We start from the raw sequence: 17,369 nt of genomic DNA on the forward strand, positions 1-17,369 counted from the left end.
CCCAGTTGCGATGCAGCTGGGGTTTTTTCGTTATGGCCGGAGATCAAAACGGCCGCGCACTGCGCGCTCCCATCTTATTGTAGGGTTGTCTTCAGGCAACCAGGCAGGCATCAGCTGCCTTCTGTTAATCACCTTAGTTCCGAACTTGAACAAGCCATCCGCGCTTCACCAAAGTGCAGGTCGCCTAAAGACGACCCTACAGGGGGCACCTTCAGGTCTGGGTTTTATGTTGCATACAACACTATAACGTTAGTCACTCTTTCTGTTGTTAAGCTTACCTTCAAATCTACGTGCTACTATTTCCACTTATCGGTAACGGACTTATGGCTATCAGGGAGTGGAAACATGTCGGTAAAACCCGCGAATTGGTCTTTTCTTTTATTCGTTGTGGCATTGCTAGTAGGATGCGGTGACGATGATTCCCAGGCTCCTGTTCAAACGCTCGATCAGGTATCCGAGCAAGTATCCCCTAGTACTGAGACACAGCATATTCAGGTTATACCGCCAGAGGTAGTGGAACCGGACACACGCTTTGAAGGTGTGGATTTCAGGGTTGCAGATATCAGTACTGAGTTTTATCAGGGGCGTCTTGCGGCAGCGGTTACCTTTACTGCACCAGTCGCAGCAGAGGGTAAGGTTGCCCAGTGGCTTCAGGTCGAAGCCGATTCCGGTCAACGTGTTAACGGAGAGTGGGCTGCCGGTGATACCGCCACAACACTCTATTTCCCTCATTTATTGCCTGAAAAATCCTATAAAGTCACTGTCCTGGCGGGCATGCCATCGCAGTTGAAACAAGCCATTTCAGAGCCGTTTTCTGTCGTGTTAAAAACAGAAGCCCTCTCTCCCATGTTGGGTTTTGTCGGGCGTGGGAATTTATTGGCCCATAAACTGACGAAGGGTTTACCGGTTATTTCACGCAACGCTAAATCGGTTGATGTGGATTTTTACCGTATCCCTGCAGAGCGTTTAGTGAGTTTTCTGGCCGATAATCAAAAGCCGGGGCAGCAGGAGTTTTGGCGGGTGCGGGAATACATACCGCAGCTTGAATTGGCTTATACCGGACGTTTTGATCTGACTATGGCGCGCAATGCGCAGGCTACCAGTTACTTACCCGTTAAGGATATCGTTGCCTTGCAACAGAAAGGTACGTACCTGGCCGTGATGCGCCGCTCCGGTAATTACGATTATAGCTATCCAGCGACGTGGTTTGCGGTGACTGATCTGGGTGTCCAACTGCGTATCTATGATCAGCAAATCGACGCCTATGTGAGTGCGCTATCCACCGCTGAACCTCAGTCAGGTATAGAGCTTTCATTGCTGACCGGAGATGGGAAGGTTATTGCGACTCAGTCCTCGACAACCAATGGCCGTGCAAGCTTTCGCGATCTGGATCTGAGTGGTGATGCTACTCCTAAAATATTGGTAGCTAGTTCAGCGGAAGATACAACACTGGTGCGCTTGTATGGTCCGGCGCTGGATCTTTCTGAATTTCCAGTCACTGGGTTGAACCCGCAGGCGCAAACGTTATTCCTTTACTCAGCACGTGATCTCTACCGTCCAGGGGAATCGGTGACGGTCAGTGGTTTACTGCGAGGCCGTGACGGAGAGATGGTGCCGGGGATTCCGTTGCAGGCGTCGCTGCAACAACCTGATGGTCGCGTTGTCAGTACACGTACGATTACACCTGATGAGCTTAACTATTACGAAACGACCTTTCCTATTGCTAAAGATCAGCCGACCGGTCGCTGGATACTCTCTGTACTGCTGCCGGATCAGACCCGTAGTGAATACAGTTTTCAGGTGGAGGAGTTTCTACCAGAACGCATGTCGTTAATACTCGATGGCGAAGAACGGATTAGTGCAACCGAAGCTCTGATGCTGAAGGTGTCTGGCCAATATTTATATGGTGCGCCTGCCGATGGAAATCAACTGCAGTCAGAGCTGGTTGTCGCGATGTATGCGCATCCGTTTGAGGCCTTTTCCGATTACTATTTTGGAGATATACGCGAGACCGACTGGAACCGTCGAGTTGAACTGGATAACCAGAAACTCGATAGTCAGGGTGAAACTCAGCTCAAGGTAAAACCGTTCTGGCAAAAAACCAAAACGCCTCTGCGACTCAGATTGTTCGAGAGCTTGCAGGATATGGGGGGGCGGCCGGTTAGTCGTTCCTTTAGTAGCTACGTATTACCTGCCCCTCAGCTGGTTGGGATCCGCCCTTTGTTTGAGGAACACACCACGGATTACAACGGTAACGCGAGTTTCGAACTGATCTACACCGATGGCGATGAGAAGCTGGCACGGGATGATCTTGAAGTTACCTTGATACGTGAACATCGACGTTACCACTGGGTATATTCGGATGCTGAAGGTTGGAGTAACAACTATACCGAGCGCCAGTATCCGGTATTCAATCAAACGATTTCACTGAATGCTGATCAGACCAGCGAGATCGAGGTGCCGGTAGAGTGGGGCTACTACCGGTTGGAAGTCAAAAATCCAGATAGCGGCCTGATCAGTAGTTACCGCTTTAAAGCCGGTTGGAGCGAACAGGAACAAGCCTTATCGGGGAGGCCCGACCGTATTGGTATCTCGCTGGATCAAGACGCTTACCGCGCAGGGGATAAGGTTCAGATGCGCCTGCAACCGCCCGCAGCGGGAGATGGTTATCTGGTCGTTGAAGGGGATCAGCCGCTCTATTGGCGTAAGATTTCCGTCCCCGAAGAAGGTGCAACCATCGAACTTCCGGTGGACCCAAGCTGGAATCGTCACGACCTCTATCTCTCTGTGATGTTGGTTCAGCCAGGTCTTGAGCGTGAAACACGATTGCCCCGCCGGATGATGGGGATTCAGCCCCTGCGTCTGTTACGCGACAAACGTCGCTTAGACGTCACGCTGGATCTGCCTGCCAAAGCGTTGCCGGAGAAATCCCTGACCATCCCCGTGCAGATCAGCCGCCGTGCTGGCGGCGATATTCCTTCACGCGTTGGTTTAACGCTCGCCGCCGTGGATCTGGGAGTACTTAACATCACCCGCTTTGAAACCCCCGATCCGTTTGAAGGCTTTTTTGGTCAGCGCCGCTACGGTGTCGATGTACGCGATAGTTACGGTGCGCTGATTGACGCAGATGATGGTGATCTTGCGACATTGCGCTTTGGCGGTGATGCAGACCTGCAACGCGGCGGGGATCAGCAAGCCTCTGACGTACAGATCGTATCGCTGTTTTCAGGTGTGGTTGATGTGGATGAAAACGGGCAGGCGCAGGTCCCTGTGCATTTCCCTGATTTTAACGGTCGCGTGCGCTTGATGGCGTTGGCTTTTTCCGATGATAGCTATGGCTCAAGTGCCGATGAATTACAGGTTGCCGCACCACTGGTGACGGCATTGGTTAAGCCGCGATTTCTGGCGATTGGCGATCAATCAGAATTGGCCCTGCAGTTACATAACCTGAGTGGCCGAGAGCAGACTATTAGTTTGGATATGAAGTTGGACGCCAGATTGGTATTAGAGGGTGGTCAAAATCACCTTAAGCAGTCGGTGACGCTGGTCGATAATGAGCGCACCGTTGTGCAGATCCCCGTGCATGCGACTGAGGAATTTGGACGTGTTTCTATTGACCTGTCCGTGAGTGGTCTGGAAGGTTTGGAGGAGGGGGCAGACAGTGCTTTCAGTCGACGTTGGTATCTCTCTTCACGTCCGGCGTGGTCGTCCAGCGAGTCCCGCTGGCAGCAGGTATTGTCTCAGGGGGATAGCTTCAGTTTACCGATGGATGCGCTTTCTCCATTGATACTTTCCAGCACCGAGTTATCACTCAACGTATCAGCAAAACCGCCGCTGGCGATCAGTCGCCATATTCAGGCGTTGCGCAGTTATCCTTATGGCTGTCTGGAGCAAACCACCAGTGGTGTGTTTTCACAGTTGTTTACCACGACCAACAGGCTGCGAGATCTGGGCATTGAGGGTGAATCCGATCAGGAGCGTCAGGCCGCGATTCGATTAGCCATCCAGCGTTTACTGGGTATGCAAAAAAGCAGTGGCGGTTTCGGCCTGTGGGGTAATCAAAGTCCAGAAGAGTATTGGCTTACGGTGTATGTGACCGACTTCCTGATGCGTGCTCGAGATCAGGGGTATCGCGTGCCCGAGCAGAACCTGCAACAAGCACTGCAGCGTGTTCAGCGTTACCTGCGCAATCCCCGTTGGATTCACAGTGAGTATGCAAACAACATGCAGCGTACCCGTTTTGCGGTGAGTGCATATGCTGCTCAGGTACTGGCGCGCAACGGACAAGCACGTCTGTCGGAGTTGCGTAGCCTGTATGACAACAAAGGCAAAAACTGGACGGCGCTGGGGTTATTGCAGCTCGGTCTTGGCTTACAGCAAGCAGGTGATCAAAAGCGGGCGGATGCCGCACTGACTCAGGCACAGCTTTCACTGGCGTCGCGTACCTTTAAAAGCAGCACCTATGGCAGCAAAGTCAGAGATCTGGCGCTGGCCTTGTACTGGATGTTGGAAACGAAGCTGCCCGAATCCCACTGGGGACCGCTACTGTTTGCACTGGATAAACAACTTAAGCAGCGTACATGGCTCAGTACGCAAGAACGCAATGCACTGGTGATGGCGGGTTTAATCTTGCAGCAAATGCCTGCGGACACGTTGTCTGCCGAGTTAACTTTGGGCGATAAAGTGGTAGCGCTTAAAGACCTGAGCGGCCTGTACAGTCAGTATGAGGCGCAAGTTCTGATGGACGGACTGAGTATCAAAAACCTGAGTGACAAAACCGCGTACCTGACTGCTCGTTTATCCGGCTATAGCAAACAGACCCCCGCTGCCGAAAGCAACGGCATTGATGTGATCAGGCGTTTCTACGATCTGGATGGCAAACCGCTGAAAGATCAAACGCTGGAAACCGGAGAGATGGTGCTGGTTGAGTTGCAAACCAATGTGGCACAAACCACCCATCACCTGTTGCTGGTTGACTTGTTACCGGCGGGACTGGAGCTGGAAAACCAGAATCTGGCAACGGCTTATGAACTGGATAACCTCAAGTTTGATGGTCAGTCGCCTGTGGATATCATGCAGGGGCAGGATATTCGTCACCAGGAGTTTCGGGATGATCGGTATGTCGTTGCGTTGAATCCCGGTTGGGCTAAAAGCGCTCGAGTCTTCTATCTGGCACGGGTGGTATCGCCGGGTGTGTTCACCGTACCGCCTACCTTTGCTGAAGATATGTACCGACCAGAACTGCGCCACAATGGGTCTGCAGCGGGACAGATTCGGATTATTGCTGGGGAATGAAACGCCTTCGTCGCCTGGTCATCGGGGTTGCTGTCTCGGTAGCCCTGGTTGCAGGGCTGTTTGGATCCTTGGATCGTCTGTATCCCATGGCCCCTATCCCTGCGGTTAGCACCGTTGTATTAGCTGAAGATGGCACCCCATTACGGGCATTTCCCGGTGCTAATCACCAATGGCGTTACCCCGTTACACTCGAGCAGGTCTCGCCGACCTATCTGGAGTTGTTACTCGCCTACGAGGATCGCTGGTTCTATCAGCACCCAGGGGTGAATCCTCTGGCGCTGCTGCGCGCCGGTTGGCAAAACCTGCGCAGCGAACGGGTGTTGTCCGGTGGGTCGACGCTGACCATGCAGGTGTCGCGTTTGCTCTATCCGCATGCCCGCAGCTACTTAGGAAAGCTCTCGCAGATTCTGCGGGCCTTGCAGTTGGAGTGGCACTATAGCAAAGCGGAAATCCTAAGCATCTACCTGAATATCGCTTCGTTTGGTGGCACGTTGTCGGGCGTTCAGGCGGCCAGTTATTACTACTTTGATAAACCCGCCTTACAAATGAGTGATGCGGAAGCTGCATTGCTGGCGGTATTGCCCCAGCGTCCAAGCGACTATCGTCCCGACCGCCATCCACAACGGGCCCGGCAAGCACGCGACAAAGTACTGCAAAGGATGCAATCGTTGGGATTATGGTCTTTGCAGCGGATTAACGATGCCCGGCAGGAGCCTGTATCGACGTTTGCTCAAGGAATGCCCAATGTCGCACCTCTGCTGGCAAGACGGCTCTATCAGGACTGCACGGATTGCCGGACGATCAACACCACGCTGGATTATGACCTTCAGATTCAGTTGGAGCGCTTAGTTGATCAATACACGGAGTCCCTGAGTGAGGAGCATTCGGTTGCGGTTATGGTGATGCGAAATCGGGATGGTGCTGTTCGCTCCTACATTGGCTCCGCCGATTTCTGGTCGCAAAAGCGTGCCGGACAGGTGGATATCATTCAGGCCGTACGCTCTCCCGGCTCAACCCTGAAGCCTTTCCTTTATGGGTTTGCGTTGGATGAGGGGCTGATCCACTCTCACTCTCTGCTGATCGATGCACCACGTTTCAAAAGCCAATATCGCCCGCAGAATTTCAGCGGCTTTTTCAATGGCCCGGTGACGGCTACCTCGGCGCTGCAACGCTCGTTGAATGTGCCCGCAGTGCAGCTTATCGAACACTTCGGCGCAGATCGCTTTGTCACGCGTTTGCAGAACGGGGGCTTGAAAACCTTTGGCCCGGGCAGTGCAAAGCCCAATACCTCGGTGATTCTGGGGGGGATTGGTGTGCAGCTGGAATCGTTGCTGGGGATCTACAGTGCATTAGCGAGAGACGGAAAAGCGATCAGCCCTCGTTTTCAGACTGACAGCCCAAAGCAGGAGCGGTATCTGATGTCTTCCGGTGCGGCCTGGATCATTCGGGATATGTTGGCGCAACATCCTTACCGGCGTATCGGTCAGCACACCCGGAAGGAATGGGATTTAGCATGGAAAACAGGCACCAGCTACGGATATAGGGAAGCCTGGGCGATGGGTGTTTCGCCTGACTGGAGTATTGGTGTCTGGGTTGGACGACCCGATGGCAGTGCCAGTCCGGGGCGTTATGGCCGTGTGACGGCTGCGCCCTTGTTGTTTCGGGTGCATGCGGCACTGCCAAGCTCTGAAGCAGAACATCCGCAGCAGCCTGAATCTGTCAGTCGGCAAACGATCTGCTGGCCTGCGGGGACTCAGCACACGCGCCGTGAAAATACCGCGCCCAACTGCCTCAAACGTTATGACGCTTGGTTGCTAAACGATACTGCACCAGCGACATTGCCCGAAACTTCTGAATTGACGCTACAGAAACAGGTGAATCAGATCTGGCTTGATCCGGTGAGTGGAAAACGTGCTGAGCCAGCTTGTCTTCCCGGTCATACATTAGAGCCTGCATTGATTGCGCTGTGGCCGGAAGCCGTGGATCCCTGGCTTCCCCGGCATTGGCAGAATCAGCACCGGTTGCCACCACTGGATGCCCGCTGTCAACGAAGTTCTGGGGCGGCCGAAGCACCGCTGCATATCACCAGCTGGCCCACGGATGCACTCTTACAACTGCCCGGCGCTCATCGAACCGAGGCACTGGATATCATGCTAAATGCGGAAGGGGGATCAGGGTATCGGGACTGGTATCTGAACGGGGGATATATCGGCCGCAGTCAGAACGGTTTGCCCTATCAGCTGACGCAGGCGGGACGGTATCAGATCAGTGTTGTGGATCAACAGGGCAATATGGATAGGGTAGACATCCGTGTATTACCCTGATGACAAATATCAGTCGGTATATCCTGGCTGTTCTGCCAGCAGCTTTCCGCTGGGCATAAAGGTCCCGCTGCCACGAGCAACTTCACGTCCACGGGGATCGTACATCACCGCTTCCGCAACCAATAACTGCTTACCAGCACTGATCAGCCTGCCTTTGGTCGTAAGTGGGCCTTCACTGACTGCACGGGTGATGTATGTCGTAAATCCGGTGGTCACCAAAAATTGGGAACGGTTACGGCTGGCCGCAGCAAAATAAGCCGCATCGTCCAGTGCCTTGAAGTACAAGCAGCCATGCATCGAACCTGCCGCATGAAAGTAATCCAGTTGCACCGTGCTGAGGATCGTTGAACTGCCTTTCTCAACATTGAGTGTACTTTCCAGCAGCTTATTAATCGGGGCTGCATGGTACATCCGCTCCAGCCCCCGGTAATGGGTTTCAGTTGCTGACATCGCTATCATCCTGTGAAGTGGGTTCTGTGTGCGTGACCGACTCTGTTTGATGATCCTGCGCCAGATGCAGCCAGAAGGTGTAGGAGGTTTTAAATCCCTGTGCGAGTTTATATGACAACTCATACCCGATGGTCTCAGATCCATCCAGAATACGCTGGAACTGCTCAAGGGGAATGCCGCATAGCTCTGCCGCCCCTTCAACCGATAAATGAGTGGGTTTTAGATACAGTTCGTGGATAATATCGCCCACGCTGGGCGCATTTGCGAGAATTTGCATAGTGGCCTCAATCTATTTGAGTTGTATCTAAACAGGTCCTGTTAGGAGAGACAATGTCTGAGACGTGGGTATATGGTCTGATCGCCGTTGGGTTGCTGGTGTGTGCTGGGTTAGTTGTATTTATCCTGCGTCAGCGGGCAACGATCAAAGCAGCACAAGAAGAGCAGGCGGCTAAGTTGCATGCTTTGGAGGCGAAAGCGCAGGAACAGCGTGATTACCTGATCGAGAGTATCCATGTGATTGCCAATGCGATGATTCATGATGAGCGGATGACACTGACCGAAGGTACGATTCGTATTAGCGTGTTGCTGGACAACTTATCACCTCAGCTAAAGCAGGAACCTGATTTCAGTGTTATCAATGAGGTGTTTGAGCGGACCCGTCATATCCCGTATCTGAAGAAGTGGAAGGAGCTGGATAAACAGGAGCGGTGGCGCTATACACAAGAGATGAAGCAGATAGAAGCCGAGCACAAAGATGCCTTGCTGAAAGCTGCAGGGCTGTTGGCCTCTTATCCATTTGAAAAGCACTTTCACTGATGGAGTTTATTGCGATTTTTCTGGTGACCCTGCTCATTGTGGGTGGGTTGGCGGTCGCCTTGGTGTTTGGTCGCGCGCCGACCTATCGTCCATCACGTCAGGATACATTGCAGCTCTTAAAAGACGTCGCCAGCAATCAGGGCAATGAGGGCGCCTGGCAGTTATTTCTGGGTATGCCGATTCCGCATGACCCTGATCTGGAGGAGATCCGTCAGCTCTGTGTTGCTGTTGACGAAGGGGATGACGAACATCCTCCTGCCACCCCCGGGTTGAATATCTATGGTCGTGACGGCCGTGAGCGGATCGGTAAGGTCGCAGAAAAACTTGAGATTCTCATCGCAAAAGAACCGTCCTATAAAGAGTTCTGAGCGCGCTCGACATACGTTCAGAACTAGTACTGACTGTGTTCGACCATCCGCTGTAAACGCCATAACGCATCCCACGTCTGACGAATATTATCCTGCTTGATTGCCCGGTTCAGTTCGATCCCCACCATCTCCAGTTCAGGCAGTTCATAGAGACCGGCCAGCCCCAATAACTGGTGCGAGTGATGACGCATTTTTTCGGAGCTGCGGTCTTCAAAGCCTGAGAATAACCCGGTGAGCTGATCAAGAAGTTCCTGATGAAGAAGGTCTTTGCTGATCTGGTAGTCTTCGAGCATCTGAGCATTGGAACTGGCTTCCGCAGGTGTGCGGGTAGTCAGAGCCGTTTTTTGTGTCAGTGCGTTGATCGCGGTTTTTACTTCCTGATCGTTGATCGGTTTCAACAATACGGTATTGGCACCGGCATGGATCAAGCGCTGATGCTCGCTGGCAACAACATTCGCGGTGAGGGCGATAATCGGGATCTCTTTATTGCGCTGGCGAATCGCGGCTGTCGCCTGAATGCCGTCCACTTTTGGCATATGAACATCCATCAAAATAAGGTCGAATGTCTCTTTCTGCTCATACTTGATGGCATCTTCACCGTTGGTGCTGATCACGACTTCAGCGCCGGCCTGTTCCAGAATACGGGTGATCAACAGACGGTTGAAGTCGTTATCTTCGGCCACCAGTATCCGTAGCGGCAGCTCCACCTCTTTTTCGCTGTATTCATTCTCCGGTGCATCAAACCGGTCTGGCAGAACCGCGCTGAGCAGGTTTCCGGTCCGTGTGGGTTTACGCAGTACGGTGATGTTTTCTGGCAGGGCCAGTTCAGGCGGTTCGCACGCCAGTAAGATCAGCGGACCCTGATACTGTGCGCAGACGATGCGTAGTTCTTCTGCAAACGTGCTGGAGCGGGTCGCATTAGGCTCCAGTCCCCAGACAATGGTGCTGATCTCTTGTTCCGACTGGCGGCGTAGCATCTCTTCGCAGGTCGTAACGGATATTGGTTTCGGTGCTAAATAGCTAAGCTGGTTTTTTAGGTTACGACGGTTGAGCGGGTGCTGGTCGAAAATCAGTACTTGTCCGCCATGATAGGTTGCAGGTATTACCTGAGATTCTGGGCAGTACATTGGGATGTATACGCTGACGGTTGTGCCGCTGTTTTCTTCGCTGTTCAGCTCAATACTGCCACCCATCAGCTCTGATAGCAGTCGAGCGATGACCAATCCCAGACCAGAGCCTCCAAACTTGCGGGTGATGGAGTTATCCGCCTGAGTGAATGCCTGAAAAAGATTCCGGATACGGTTTTTCGGAATACCAACGCCGGTGTCTTCTACCTCAAACAGCAAGGTCGAACTGTCGTCGCTCTGTTTCTCCTGATAGACCCGGATCACGACGTGACCGTGGTCGGTGAATTTAATCGCGTTACTCACCAGGTTGGTCAAAATCTGGCGCAGACGCATCGGATCACCGTGTAGATCTGCCGGGATGTCCGGTGCGACCAATGGGATCAGTTCCAGCCCTTTGGCATGGGCTGCGGGGGCCTGCATTTCGACAATATCGCTGACCAGTGAATCGACATTCAGGGAGAGTTTCTCCAGCTTAATGGCGTTGGACTGCAGCTTGGAGAAATCCAGAATGTCATCAATGATCGATAACAGCAGGGATGACGTTTGGTTGATGATCCGCGTGTATTCTTTTTGCTCCGGGCGAAGCTCGGTTTTATCCAGCAGACGGGAGAAACCCAGTACGGACGTGAGTGGTGTCCGCAGCTCGTGACTCATGCGTGCGAGGAAATCGTCCTTAGTGCGGTTTGCGCCATCGGCTTTCTTACGGGCCGCGATCAGTGCCAGGTTCTGCCGTTCCAGATGCACCAGTGTTGCACGCAGGCGGGTGGTCGACCGATTGACCTGACTTTCCAGTGTCTGGTTGGATTCCTGTACCCGCTGTGCCAAACGGTTAATACCGCGTGACAGTGTCTTAAGCTCACCCGTTGCAACGGAGGGGGAACGCACATCCAGCTGACCTTTTTCAAGTTGTTTGACCACCTCGGTGATACGCAATATTGGCGTTGTGATACGGCGGCCAAAACGGATGGCGATAAATAGCGTAAGAAACAGACCCACGAGTGCAATTGATATCCCCTTCAGGATGATCTCTTGCTGACGGTGTTGGGTGTGAACCCTCGATAAAATAACCGCGACCCAGCCGATCTGGGGCGGACGTGCTTCAACTCCGCTTGAATCGGTAAATTCCGGGGAGTCTAAAACGTCGATGCCGGTGGCCGTTACCGGTTGTAGGAAGAAAATGTATTTATCGGTGAAATGTGGGTAATTCAAATCCTGTCGGATATCCGAGCCGTACTGGTCAGAACGCAATACCACGTTAAAGTCGCTGTTGAGAAAGACGATATCAGCAACGTCGATATCTTTATTTGGATGACGGATTAGGCTGGACAGCATCTCTTTGTTATCCGTGATCAGGCCGAACTCGGCTGCAGATGCCATTAGATGTGACATGCTTTCGCCACGCTCACGCAGGGCATTTTCGGCGTCCTGCAATTGGGTGTGGATAAAATAACTGCCAAGCAGCAGCGTAATCAACACCAGGGGCAACAAGCTGACAATCAGCACCCACTGGCGAATGGTAATATTTTTGAATCGGCTCAGGATCACTGCTCCGCCTCCTTAAGCTTCTGCTCAAGTACAGCCTCGGCAGGAACATCCATGCGCAGCTTTTTGGCCGCAGATGGATTCGTTGCAACAGAAAAATAGACGGGATAACGGGGTTTGGGCAGGACCGGTTGTAGTGGGTTCAATGTGGCCATCACTTCCCCGGTGTAACGCCCGATCTGAGAGGCGGTTGAGTAGACCCCCGCAACAGCACCCGCATCTACATATTTGCGAGAGAAGCCCAATAGAGGCACACGCAAGCGGAATGAGATATAGAGAATCCACTTGGCCGTTGTACGGTTAAAGACCGCCTTATCCGGCAGTGTGAGAAAAATATCACTGGACTCCAGCAACGGCTGGAGTTGTTTGATCGGATTTTTATCTTCGTCCAGCACCCGGTGACTCAATGTCAGTCCGGTGGCGTTGAGTGCATCTTCGAGCAGAGGCAGGTCGCGCGCTGATTGTGAGCTAAAAGCGGCCCCAATCGTATCTGCGTCGGGTCGGATCAGGCGCGCCAGCCGCAATTGTCGGGAATAGGGCTGATCAAGGTAGATCGCGGATACCTTGTTCGCAAGCACCGTTGCGCTGTTGTTATAGGTTTGGATCAGGTTCTGGTAACTGCGACGTGGAATAAACGTGGAGAGCAGCGGTGGTGCTTCAGCGGGTAGTAAACGCAGTAAGGTGTTGGTGGCGCGAGAACCGACGGCCACGTAGTAATCGTGAGGTTCTTGATCCAGTTGTTTTGGGTTGAGCAGAAGCTGGTCGGTGGAAATGCTGGCAACCGGCTGATCACTATAGTGCCGAATAGCGTTCAGCACTTTTTGGTAGCTACGGGTATCGTCGCTGAGTACAACCAGCGGGCGCGCGTATACCTCTGAAACCAATGCCAGAAAAAGATAAACAACGCAGCTGATTAAACAGCGGACGTTGAATGCCCGGAAAGATTTACGCGGCGATATTGCCATTGACACAATCCATTGTGAGTCGGCTACTCAATTAATAGAGTAGTTTGAATTCCACGTAGGCGCGGCGATCGAAATGGTTGTTGGCATAAAACTCCTGATAGCGCTTATCCAGAAGGTTTTGCACAATCAGCTTAACCTCTGCATCGGTGTGTTGAGTCAGCGGGAATCGTTTTTTGATCTGCAGATCTGTCCGCTGATACGCTTTACGTACCTCTTTGCCGCTGGTGCCTTCTAACCAGCGGGTTGAACCCATGAAGTAGTGGGCCAGACTTGCCTGCCACTGATCATCGAACTGATGGCTGACAAGTACTGAGGCGGTATCCTTAGGGGCATAGTGGTGTAGCTGGAAAGTATCGTTAGGTTTTTTCAGATACTGACCATCAATTTCAACATGCCCGTAGTTCAGCAGCACCAGTGTTTCGGGCTGAGGTTTGTATTTTACCTGAAATTCGATGCCTTCGGCGTCAAAGAACTCAACATTTCCTTTGGTAATACTTGTACCATTTTCCAGAGATGCCAGTACCGGGTCGTCGATCACCAGATCAGGATCGACCTCGACAAATTTTGAGCGGATGCCCTGGCTGACGCGTTCATGAAACAGGCGTACATCTAACTGCAGATTGTTTTCCGGAATCAAACAATAGAAACCGAGCTCTGTGGTGTCTATCTGACCGGGGATCAGGCCTTCTGCGGGAGAGGCTTGCTGTTCCAGAATACGATTGCCGTTGGCATCATTCTGGCGCAGGAAATAAGTGTTATGTCGCTCCAGGATAGAGGGCATACGAAAGGCACGTGTCCGTGCGGCACGAACACTGGTGCTTTCGTCAATGAGATAGTTGAGTGCCAGCCGGGGGGAAAGACGGTTGCTTGCGATTGAGGCGGTTTCGTGCATGGCTCCAAGATTCCAGACCAGTTGATCGGTCTGGTTCCACTGCGCGTTGGCAAAGGCACGCCCACGCTCTTCCACGATCCAGCTTTCGGTATCCAGCAAAACGTCACTCTTAGCCTGTTCGTATCGGTATCCCAAGCCACTGATCAGGCTGAGTGATTCATTGGCGTAGTGGGTGTGTTGCAGCTCAATATCATACTGTTCTGATGTTCCGTGCTCTGAATCGGGTCGGATCATTGAGCCGTCCACACCAAACAGATTCGCAAAACCGGTCGCTGTGGCCAGGTCTACCTCAAACTCACGGGATAACCATTCGTTGGCTGGTATCGCATCGACATTGAGTTTCAGGTAGTTGTGATAAAAGCTGAGACGAAACTCGTTTTCATCTGAGGCTGCGTGATTCCACACCAGATATTGAAAGTTGGCGTCGTGATCACGTGGGCTGGGCACATGGCGCAATGAACCTGCATCCACGATAAAGGTTTCACCCCGGGCGAAACCCAGTTGAAGATCTATGGTGTCGCGTAATGACAGCGTTGATGAGCCGCTGAGGTTTAGGTATTGGTTGTCAGCTGTTTCGTTATACAGGGGACTGCCGTCGTGAGCGCTGCTTCCTGCGGAGATACGTAAGTGCCCAAAGTCCGTAAACAGGCTATGACGCAGTTCCGCACGCTTCTCCCCCCGGTTACCGGTTAGAACTTTGGCACTGTTATTGGGTTCGTTAAGAGACGTGCGGGTGATGATGTTGATCGATCCAAGAAATGCGTTGGACCCCTGTGTGGGAACGTTGGAGCCACGGACCACTTCGATGCGGTCGATGTCGTCCAGCTCAATACCGATGGTTTCCCAGCCCACCGTTGAAAGCAGTGGCAGATAAATACTGCGGCCATCAATCATCACTTCCATGCGATTGGGGAAATTATCACTTACGCCGTGATAGGTCACCCCCGTCTGGTTGCGGGAGACATGAAAGACCTGCATGCCCGGCACCAGCCTGAGTAAATCCGGAATACGGGTCGCGGCGGAAGCATCAATCATCTCCCGATCAATGATGGTAATCGCCGCCGGCGCTTCGGTGAGGCGCTGAGGCAAACGGGTGGCTGATAGTACCTCTGGAATATCGGCAAAGAGGTCAGCTTCAGTGAAATCGGTAACGCCGTCGCTGGCGAACGTCAGCGGGGCAGCGAGTGAAAATGAAAGAGCGCCTAAAGGAGCAAGACAACGCGTAAAACGCCAAGCCGATAAGAGCACAGATACAACAGGTCCATTCTGTAATCGCGTCATAATCCGGTACTAATTCGCGGTTATATACGGGTACCCACGTAGATAATAATGCCTGTCATCACAATAGCTTCAAGAATGAAGCCGTTGTTGGTGAGTATCCAGTCCATAACCATATCGTTGTTATTATTGAACGGTTATCCTAACCCAGTCAGTGTGATCCGTCAGCACTCATTGGGTTATAGCACAGATGTTTAGCTCAGGGAGCTGAATCAGACACTTAACGTCCCCCGGAGATACATCCGTCGGTCCACTTCATTGAATTCGTAGAATTCAGAATACTGCGGATCGAACAGGTTTTGTAATCCGTCCCGATAGCGGGCGTTACCCGCATTTCCGCTGCAACCGCCAGCCAATTGGAAACTAAAGTTATCCCCAGATAATCCTCCTAACCGAAACTGTATTTCGTGGGTGCCGTTGGCTCCGGTCATCGCGCTGACGGAATTTTCGCTTTGCTCAACGGGCGACTTCGTCACGATATTGATCGCGCCTAACAGCGCATTGGAACCGAATGCCGGAACGTTGGAGCCGCGTATCACCTCGATATGGCGTATGTCAACCAATGCAATACCAATCGATCCCCAGTCCACGGTGAACAGCATCGGCAGATAAATACTGCGGCCAGTGATCATGACTTCAAGGCGATTGGGAAAGGGCCGCTCATACCGTGATAGGTCACGGCGCTGCGGTTACGGGTGACTGAATAAGCCTGCATGCCAGGCACCAAGCGGAATAGATCCGGAACGGTGACAGCACCCGACGCGTCGATAATATCGCGGTCTATGATGGTGACTGATGCTGGGGCATCGGTGATCTTTTGTGGCAGACGTGTGGCGTTGGCAACGTACGGGATATCGGAGAGCAGGTCGGCTTCATCAAACAGTTCGGTGACCGGTTCCGTACATCGGTGCAGAGCGAGGAAAGATGTTTCTTCGGGAGCGGTCTCTATTCATAACGCCGTATTCAATTGGCAGTATAACCTGAGCGGAGTATTGCCTCTTACCCTAAAACGGGGCCGGTCACGATGGAAACTGGCGGTATTCTGGGCTGCCTGAACATTGATCAATATCATGTAACCCATTGTCCCTACTGGACCTTAAATACGTTTAGCCACACTATGGTGCACTATTTTTTATGTGCTGTACGAGGCTGTTTATATGGAATCATTTCGCTGGAATAAAAGCTTTCTGACAGGGATCGAAGAGGTTGATCAGCAACACCACCGGCTGGTGGACATTATCAACCAGTTTGGTGATCTGTTGGCGGAGCGAAGCGAAGTGACCACGGTCATGATGGAAAGCCTGCTTCAGGAACTGACTGAATACACCCACTATCATTTCAGCGAAGAAGAGCAGTTTATGGAGGAGTCGGGTATTGATCCGCGCCACCTTAAACCGCACAAAGAAGCGCACAAGCACTTCATCGAAGAAGTTCTGCATATGCGTGATGAGCTGCGTGAAAACGGTCTTGAATCGGGCGAACCGGTGTTGAAGTTTCTGACCCATTGGCTGGCGTATCATATCTTAGGCACCGATATGTCCATGTCGCGTCAGGTTGATGCGATCAAAGCAGGTACCAGTGGTGCCGATGCTTTCGAACGAGAGGAACGTGATCGTGCGACATCGACCGAGCCGCTGTTGCACGCGCTTAACGGCCTGTTTCAGCAGGTGTCTAAACGTAACCGCCAGCTCACGGAGCTGAACCGAACATTGGAAGAGCGGGTTGATGCGCGCACCCATGATTTGGCAGAAGCCAACGCTCGGCTGGAAGCGATAGCGATGACCGATGTACTGACCGGGTTGCCTAACCGCCGCCATGCGCTGATTGCGTTTGAGCAAGAGTGGCTGCGTGCGGATCAACAGTTTTCAGCGCTCAGTTGCATGATGATCGACGCTGATGGATTTAAACAGATCAACGATACTTACGGGCATGATGCCGGCGATGTGGTGTTAAAAGAGCTGGCCAATACGCTGAAAGATTCAGTCCGTTCCGATGACATCGTTGCACGCCTCGGTGGCGATGAATTCCTGATCATCTGCCCGGATACGGGACTGGAAGACGGGCTGATGGTCGCGGAGAACGTTCGCGCACAGGTGAACGCGATGCGTGTATCTGCGGGAGAAGGAGAGTGGCACGGTAGTATCAGCGTGGGGGTTTCCGCACGAACGCAGGCGATGGAAGGTCCGGAGATGTTAATTAAATCAGCGGATCTTGGCGTATATCAGGCGAAGGAAGACGGGCGTAATTGCGTACGGACCCGGGATAATCAAATAGTGTAAATGAGAGCAGACGGACAAAAAAGCCGGACACAT

12 protein-coding genes are annotated in these 17,369 nt (G+C 52.5%); 5 read left to right on the plus strand and 7 right to left on the minus strand.

Annotated elements, in window-relative coordinates; genetic code table 11:
- Positions 1 to 345 precede the first annotated feature (345 nt).
- Both IOQ59_RS12330 and pbpC read left to right on the plus strand, forming a co-directional pair.
- Complete coding sequence (locus IOQ59_RS12330; protein ID WP_193953686.1) at positions 346 to 5,295, plus strand: alpha-2-macroglobulin family protein; 4,950 nt, start codon at positions 346 to 348, stop codon at positions 5,293 to 5,295.
- Positions 5,292 to 7,619: a penicillin-binding protein 1C gene (pbpC, locus tag IOQ59_RS12335; protein ID WP_193953687.1), complete on the plus strand. Its 2,328-nt coding sequence runs from the start codon at positions 5,292 to 5,294 to the stop codon at positions 7,617 to 7,619. Before IOQ59_RS12330 ends, pbpC begins: the two co-directional genes overlap by 4 nt.
- Before the next feature lie 9 nt (positions 7,620 to 7,628).
- Here the strand turns inward: pbpC and IOQ59_RS12340 are convergent, their stop codons facing one another.
- A complete protein-coding gene (locus IOQ59_RS12340) occupies positions 7,629 to 8,069 on the minus strand; it encodes a PaaI family thioesterase (RefSeq protein WP_228050873.1) in 441 nt (146 codons plus the stop codon).
- The gene (locus tag IOQ59_RS12345) at positions 8,056 to 8,346 is read right to left on the minus strand and encodes a helix-turn-helix transcriptional regulator (RefSeq protein WP_193953689.1); all 291 of its coding nucleotides are present in this window, start codon (positions 8,344 to 8,346) and stop codon (positions 8,056 to 8,058) included. The genes IOQ59_RS12340 and IOQ59_RS12345 overlap by 14 nt, the downstream gene beginning before the upstream one ends.
- A 53-nt stretch (positions 8,347 to 8,399) precedes the next feature.
- On the opposite strand from IOQ59_RS12345, the gene IOQ59_RS12350 reads away from it, so the two are divergent.
- Positions 8,400 to 8,885, plus strand: a complete 486-nt coding sequence (locus IOQ59_RS12350; RefSeq protein ID WP_193953690.1) for a DUF2489 domain-containing protein — start codon at positions 8,400 to 8,402, stop codon at positions 8,883 to 8,885.
- A complete protein-coding gene (locus IOQ59_RS12355) occupies positions 8,885 to 9,253 on the plus strand; it encodes a hypothetical protein (protein WP_193953691.1) in 369 nt (122 codons plus the stop codon). The genes IOQ59_RS12350 and IOQ59_RS12355 overlap by 1 nt, the downstream gene beginning before the upstream one ends.
- A 23-nt stretch (positions 9,254 to 9,276) precedes the next feature.
- On the opposite strand, the gene IOQ59_RS12360 is transcribed toward IOQ59_RS12355, so the two are convergent.
- The 5 genes from IOQ59_RS12360 to IOQ59_RS21630 all read right to left on the minus strand — a co-directional run bounded on the left by IOQ59_RS12360 (position 9,277) and on the right by IOQ59_RS21630 (position 16,006).
- On the minus strand, positions 9,277 to 11,925 hold the full coding sequence (locus tag IOQ59_RS12360; RefSeq protein ID WP_193953692.1) for an ATP-binding protein: 2,649 nt from the start codon (positions 11,923 to 11,925) through the stop codon (positions 9,277 to 9,279).
- Positions 11,922 to 12,887, minus strand: coding sequence for an ABC transporter substrate-binding protein (locus IOQ59_RS12365; RefSeq protein WP_193953693.1), 966 nt, complete (start codon positions 12,885 to 12,887; stop codon positions 11,922 to 11,924). The genes IOQ59_RS12360 and IOQ59_RS12365 overlap by 4 nt, the downstream gene beginning before the upstream one ends.
- A 31-nt stretch (positions 12,888 to 12,918) precedes the next feature.
- Complete coding sequence (locus IOQ59_RS12370) at positions 12,919 to 15,060, minus strand: TonB-dependent receptor plug domain-containing protein (RefSeq protein ID WP_193953694.1); 2,142 nt, start codon at positions 15,058 to 15,060, stop codon at positions 12,919 to 12,921.
- Positions 15,061 to 15,269: 209 nt separating this feature from the next.
- Positions 15,270 to 15,689: a hypothetical protein gene (locus IOQ59_RS12375; RefSeq protein ID WP_193953695.1), complete on the minus strand. Its 420-nt coding sequence runs from the start codon at positions 15,687 to 15,689 to the stop codon at positions 15,270 to 15,272.
- Complete coding sequence (locus IOQ59_RS21630; RefSeq protein ID WP_193953803.1) at positions 15,686 to 16,006, minus strand: TonB-dependent receptor plug domain-containing protein; 321 nt, start codon at positions 16,004 to 16,006, stop codon at positions 15,686 to 15,688. The genes IOQ59_RS12375 and IOQ59_RS21630 overlap by 4 nt, the downstream gene beginning before the upstream one ends.
- 208 nt (positions 16,007 to 16,214) lie before the next feature.
- On the opposite strand from IOQ59_RS21630, the gene IOQ59_RS12385 reads away from it, so the two are divergent.
- A complete protein-coding gene (locus IOQ59_RS12385) occupies positions 16,215 to 17,336 on the plus strand; it encodes a GGDEF domain-containing protein (RefSeq protein ID WP_193953696.1) in 1,122 nt (373 codons plus the stop codon).
- Positions 17,337 to 17,369: the final 33 nt, after the last annotated feature.

It is taken from the genome of Pontibacterium sinense (genome assembly GCF_015209595.1).
Taxonomy (GTDB): domain Bacteria; phylum Pseudomonadota; class Gammaproteobacteria; order Pseudomonadales; family Balneatricaceae; genus Pontibacterium; species Pontibacterium sinense.

Coding starts and splice junctions, on each gene's coding strand:
- IOQ59_RS12385 (WP_193953696.1), top strand. CDS start 16,215: ATGGAATCATTTCGCTGGAATAAAAGCTTTCTGACAGGGATCGAAGAG.
- IOQ59_RS12355 (WP_193953691.1), top strand. CDS start 8,885: ATGGAGTTTATTGCGATTTTTCTGGTGACCCTGCTCATTGTGGGTGGG.
- IOQ59_RS12330 (WP_193953686.1), top strand. CDS start 346: ATGTCGGTAAAACCCGCGAATTGGTCTTTTCTTTTATTCGTTGTGGCA.
- IOQ59_RS12350 (WP_193953690.1), top strand. CDS start 8,400: ATGTCTGAGACGTGGGTATATGGTCTGATCGCCGTTGGGTTGCTGGTG.
- IOQ59_RS12375 (WP_193953695.1), bottom strand. CDS start 15,689: ATGATCACTGGCCGCAGTATTTATCTGCCGATGCTGTTCACCGTGGAC.
- IOQ59_RS12340 (WP_228050873.1), bottom strand. CDS start 8,069: ATGTCAGCAACTGAAACCCATTACCGGGGGCTGGAGCGGATGTACCAT.
- IOQ59_RS12345 (WP_193953689.1), bottom strand. CDS start 8,346: ATGCAAATTCTCGCAAATGCGCCCAGCGTGGGCGATATTATCCACGAA.
- IOQ59_RS12365 (WP_193953693.1), bottom strand. CDS start 12,887: ATGGCAATATCGCCGCGTAAATCTTTCCGGGCATTCAACGTCCGCTGT.
- IOQ59_RS12370 (WP_193953694.1), bottom strand. CDS start 15,060: ATGACGCGATTACAGAATGGACCTGTTGTATCTGTGCTCTTATCGGCT.
- pbpC (WP_193953687.1), top strand. CDS start 5,292: ATGAAACGCCTTCGTCGCCTGGTCATCGGGGTTGCTGTCTCGGTAGCC.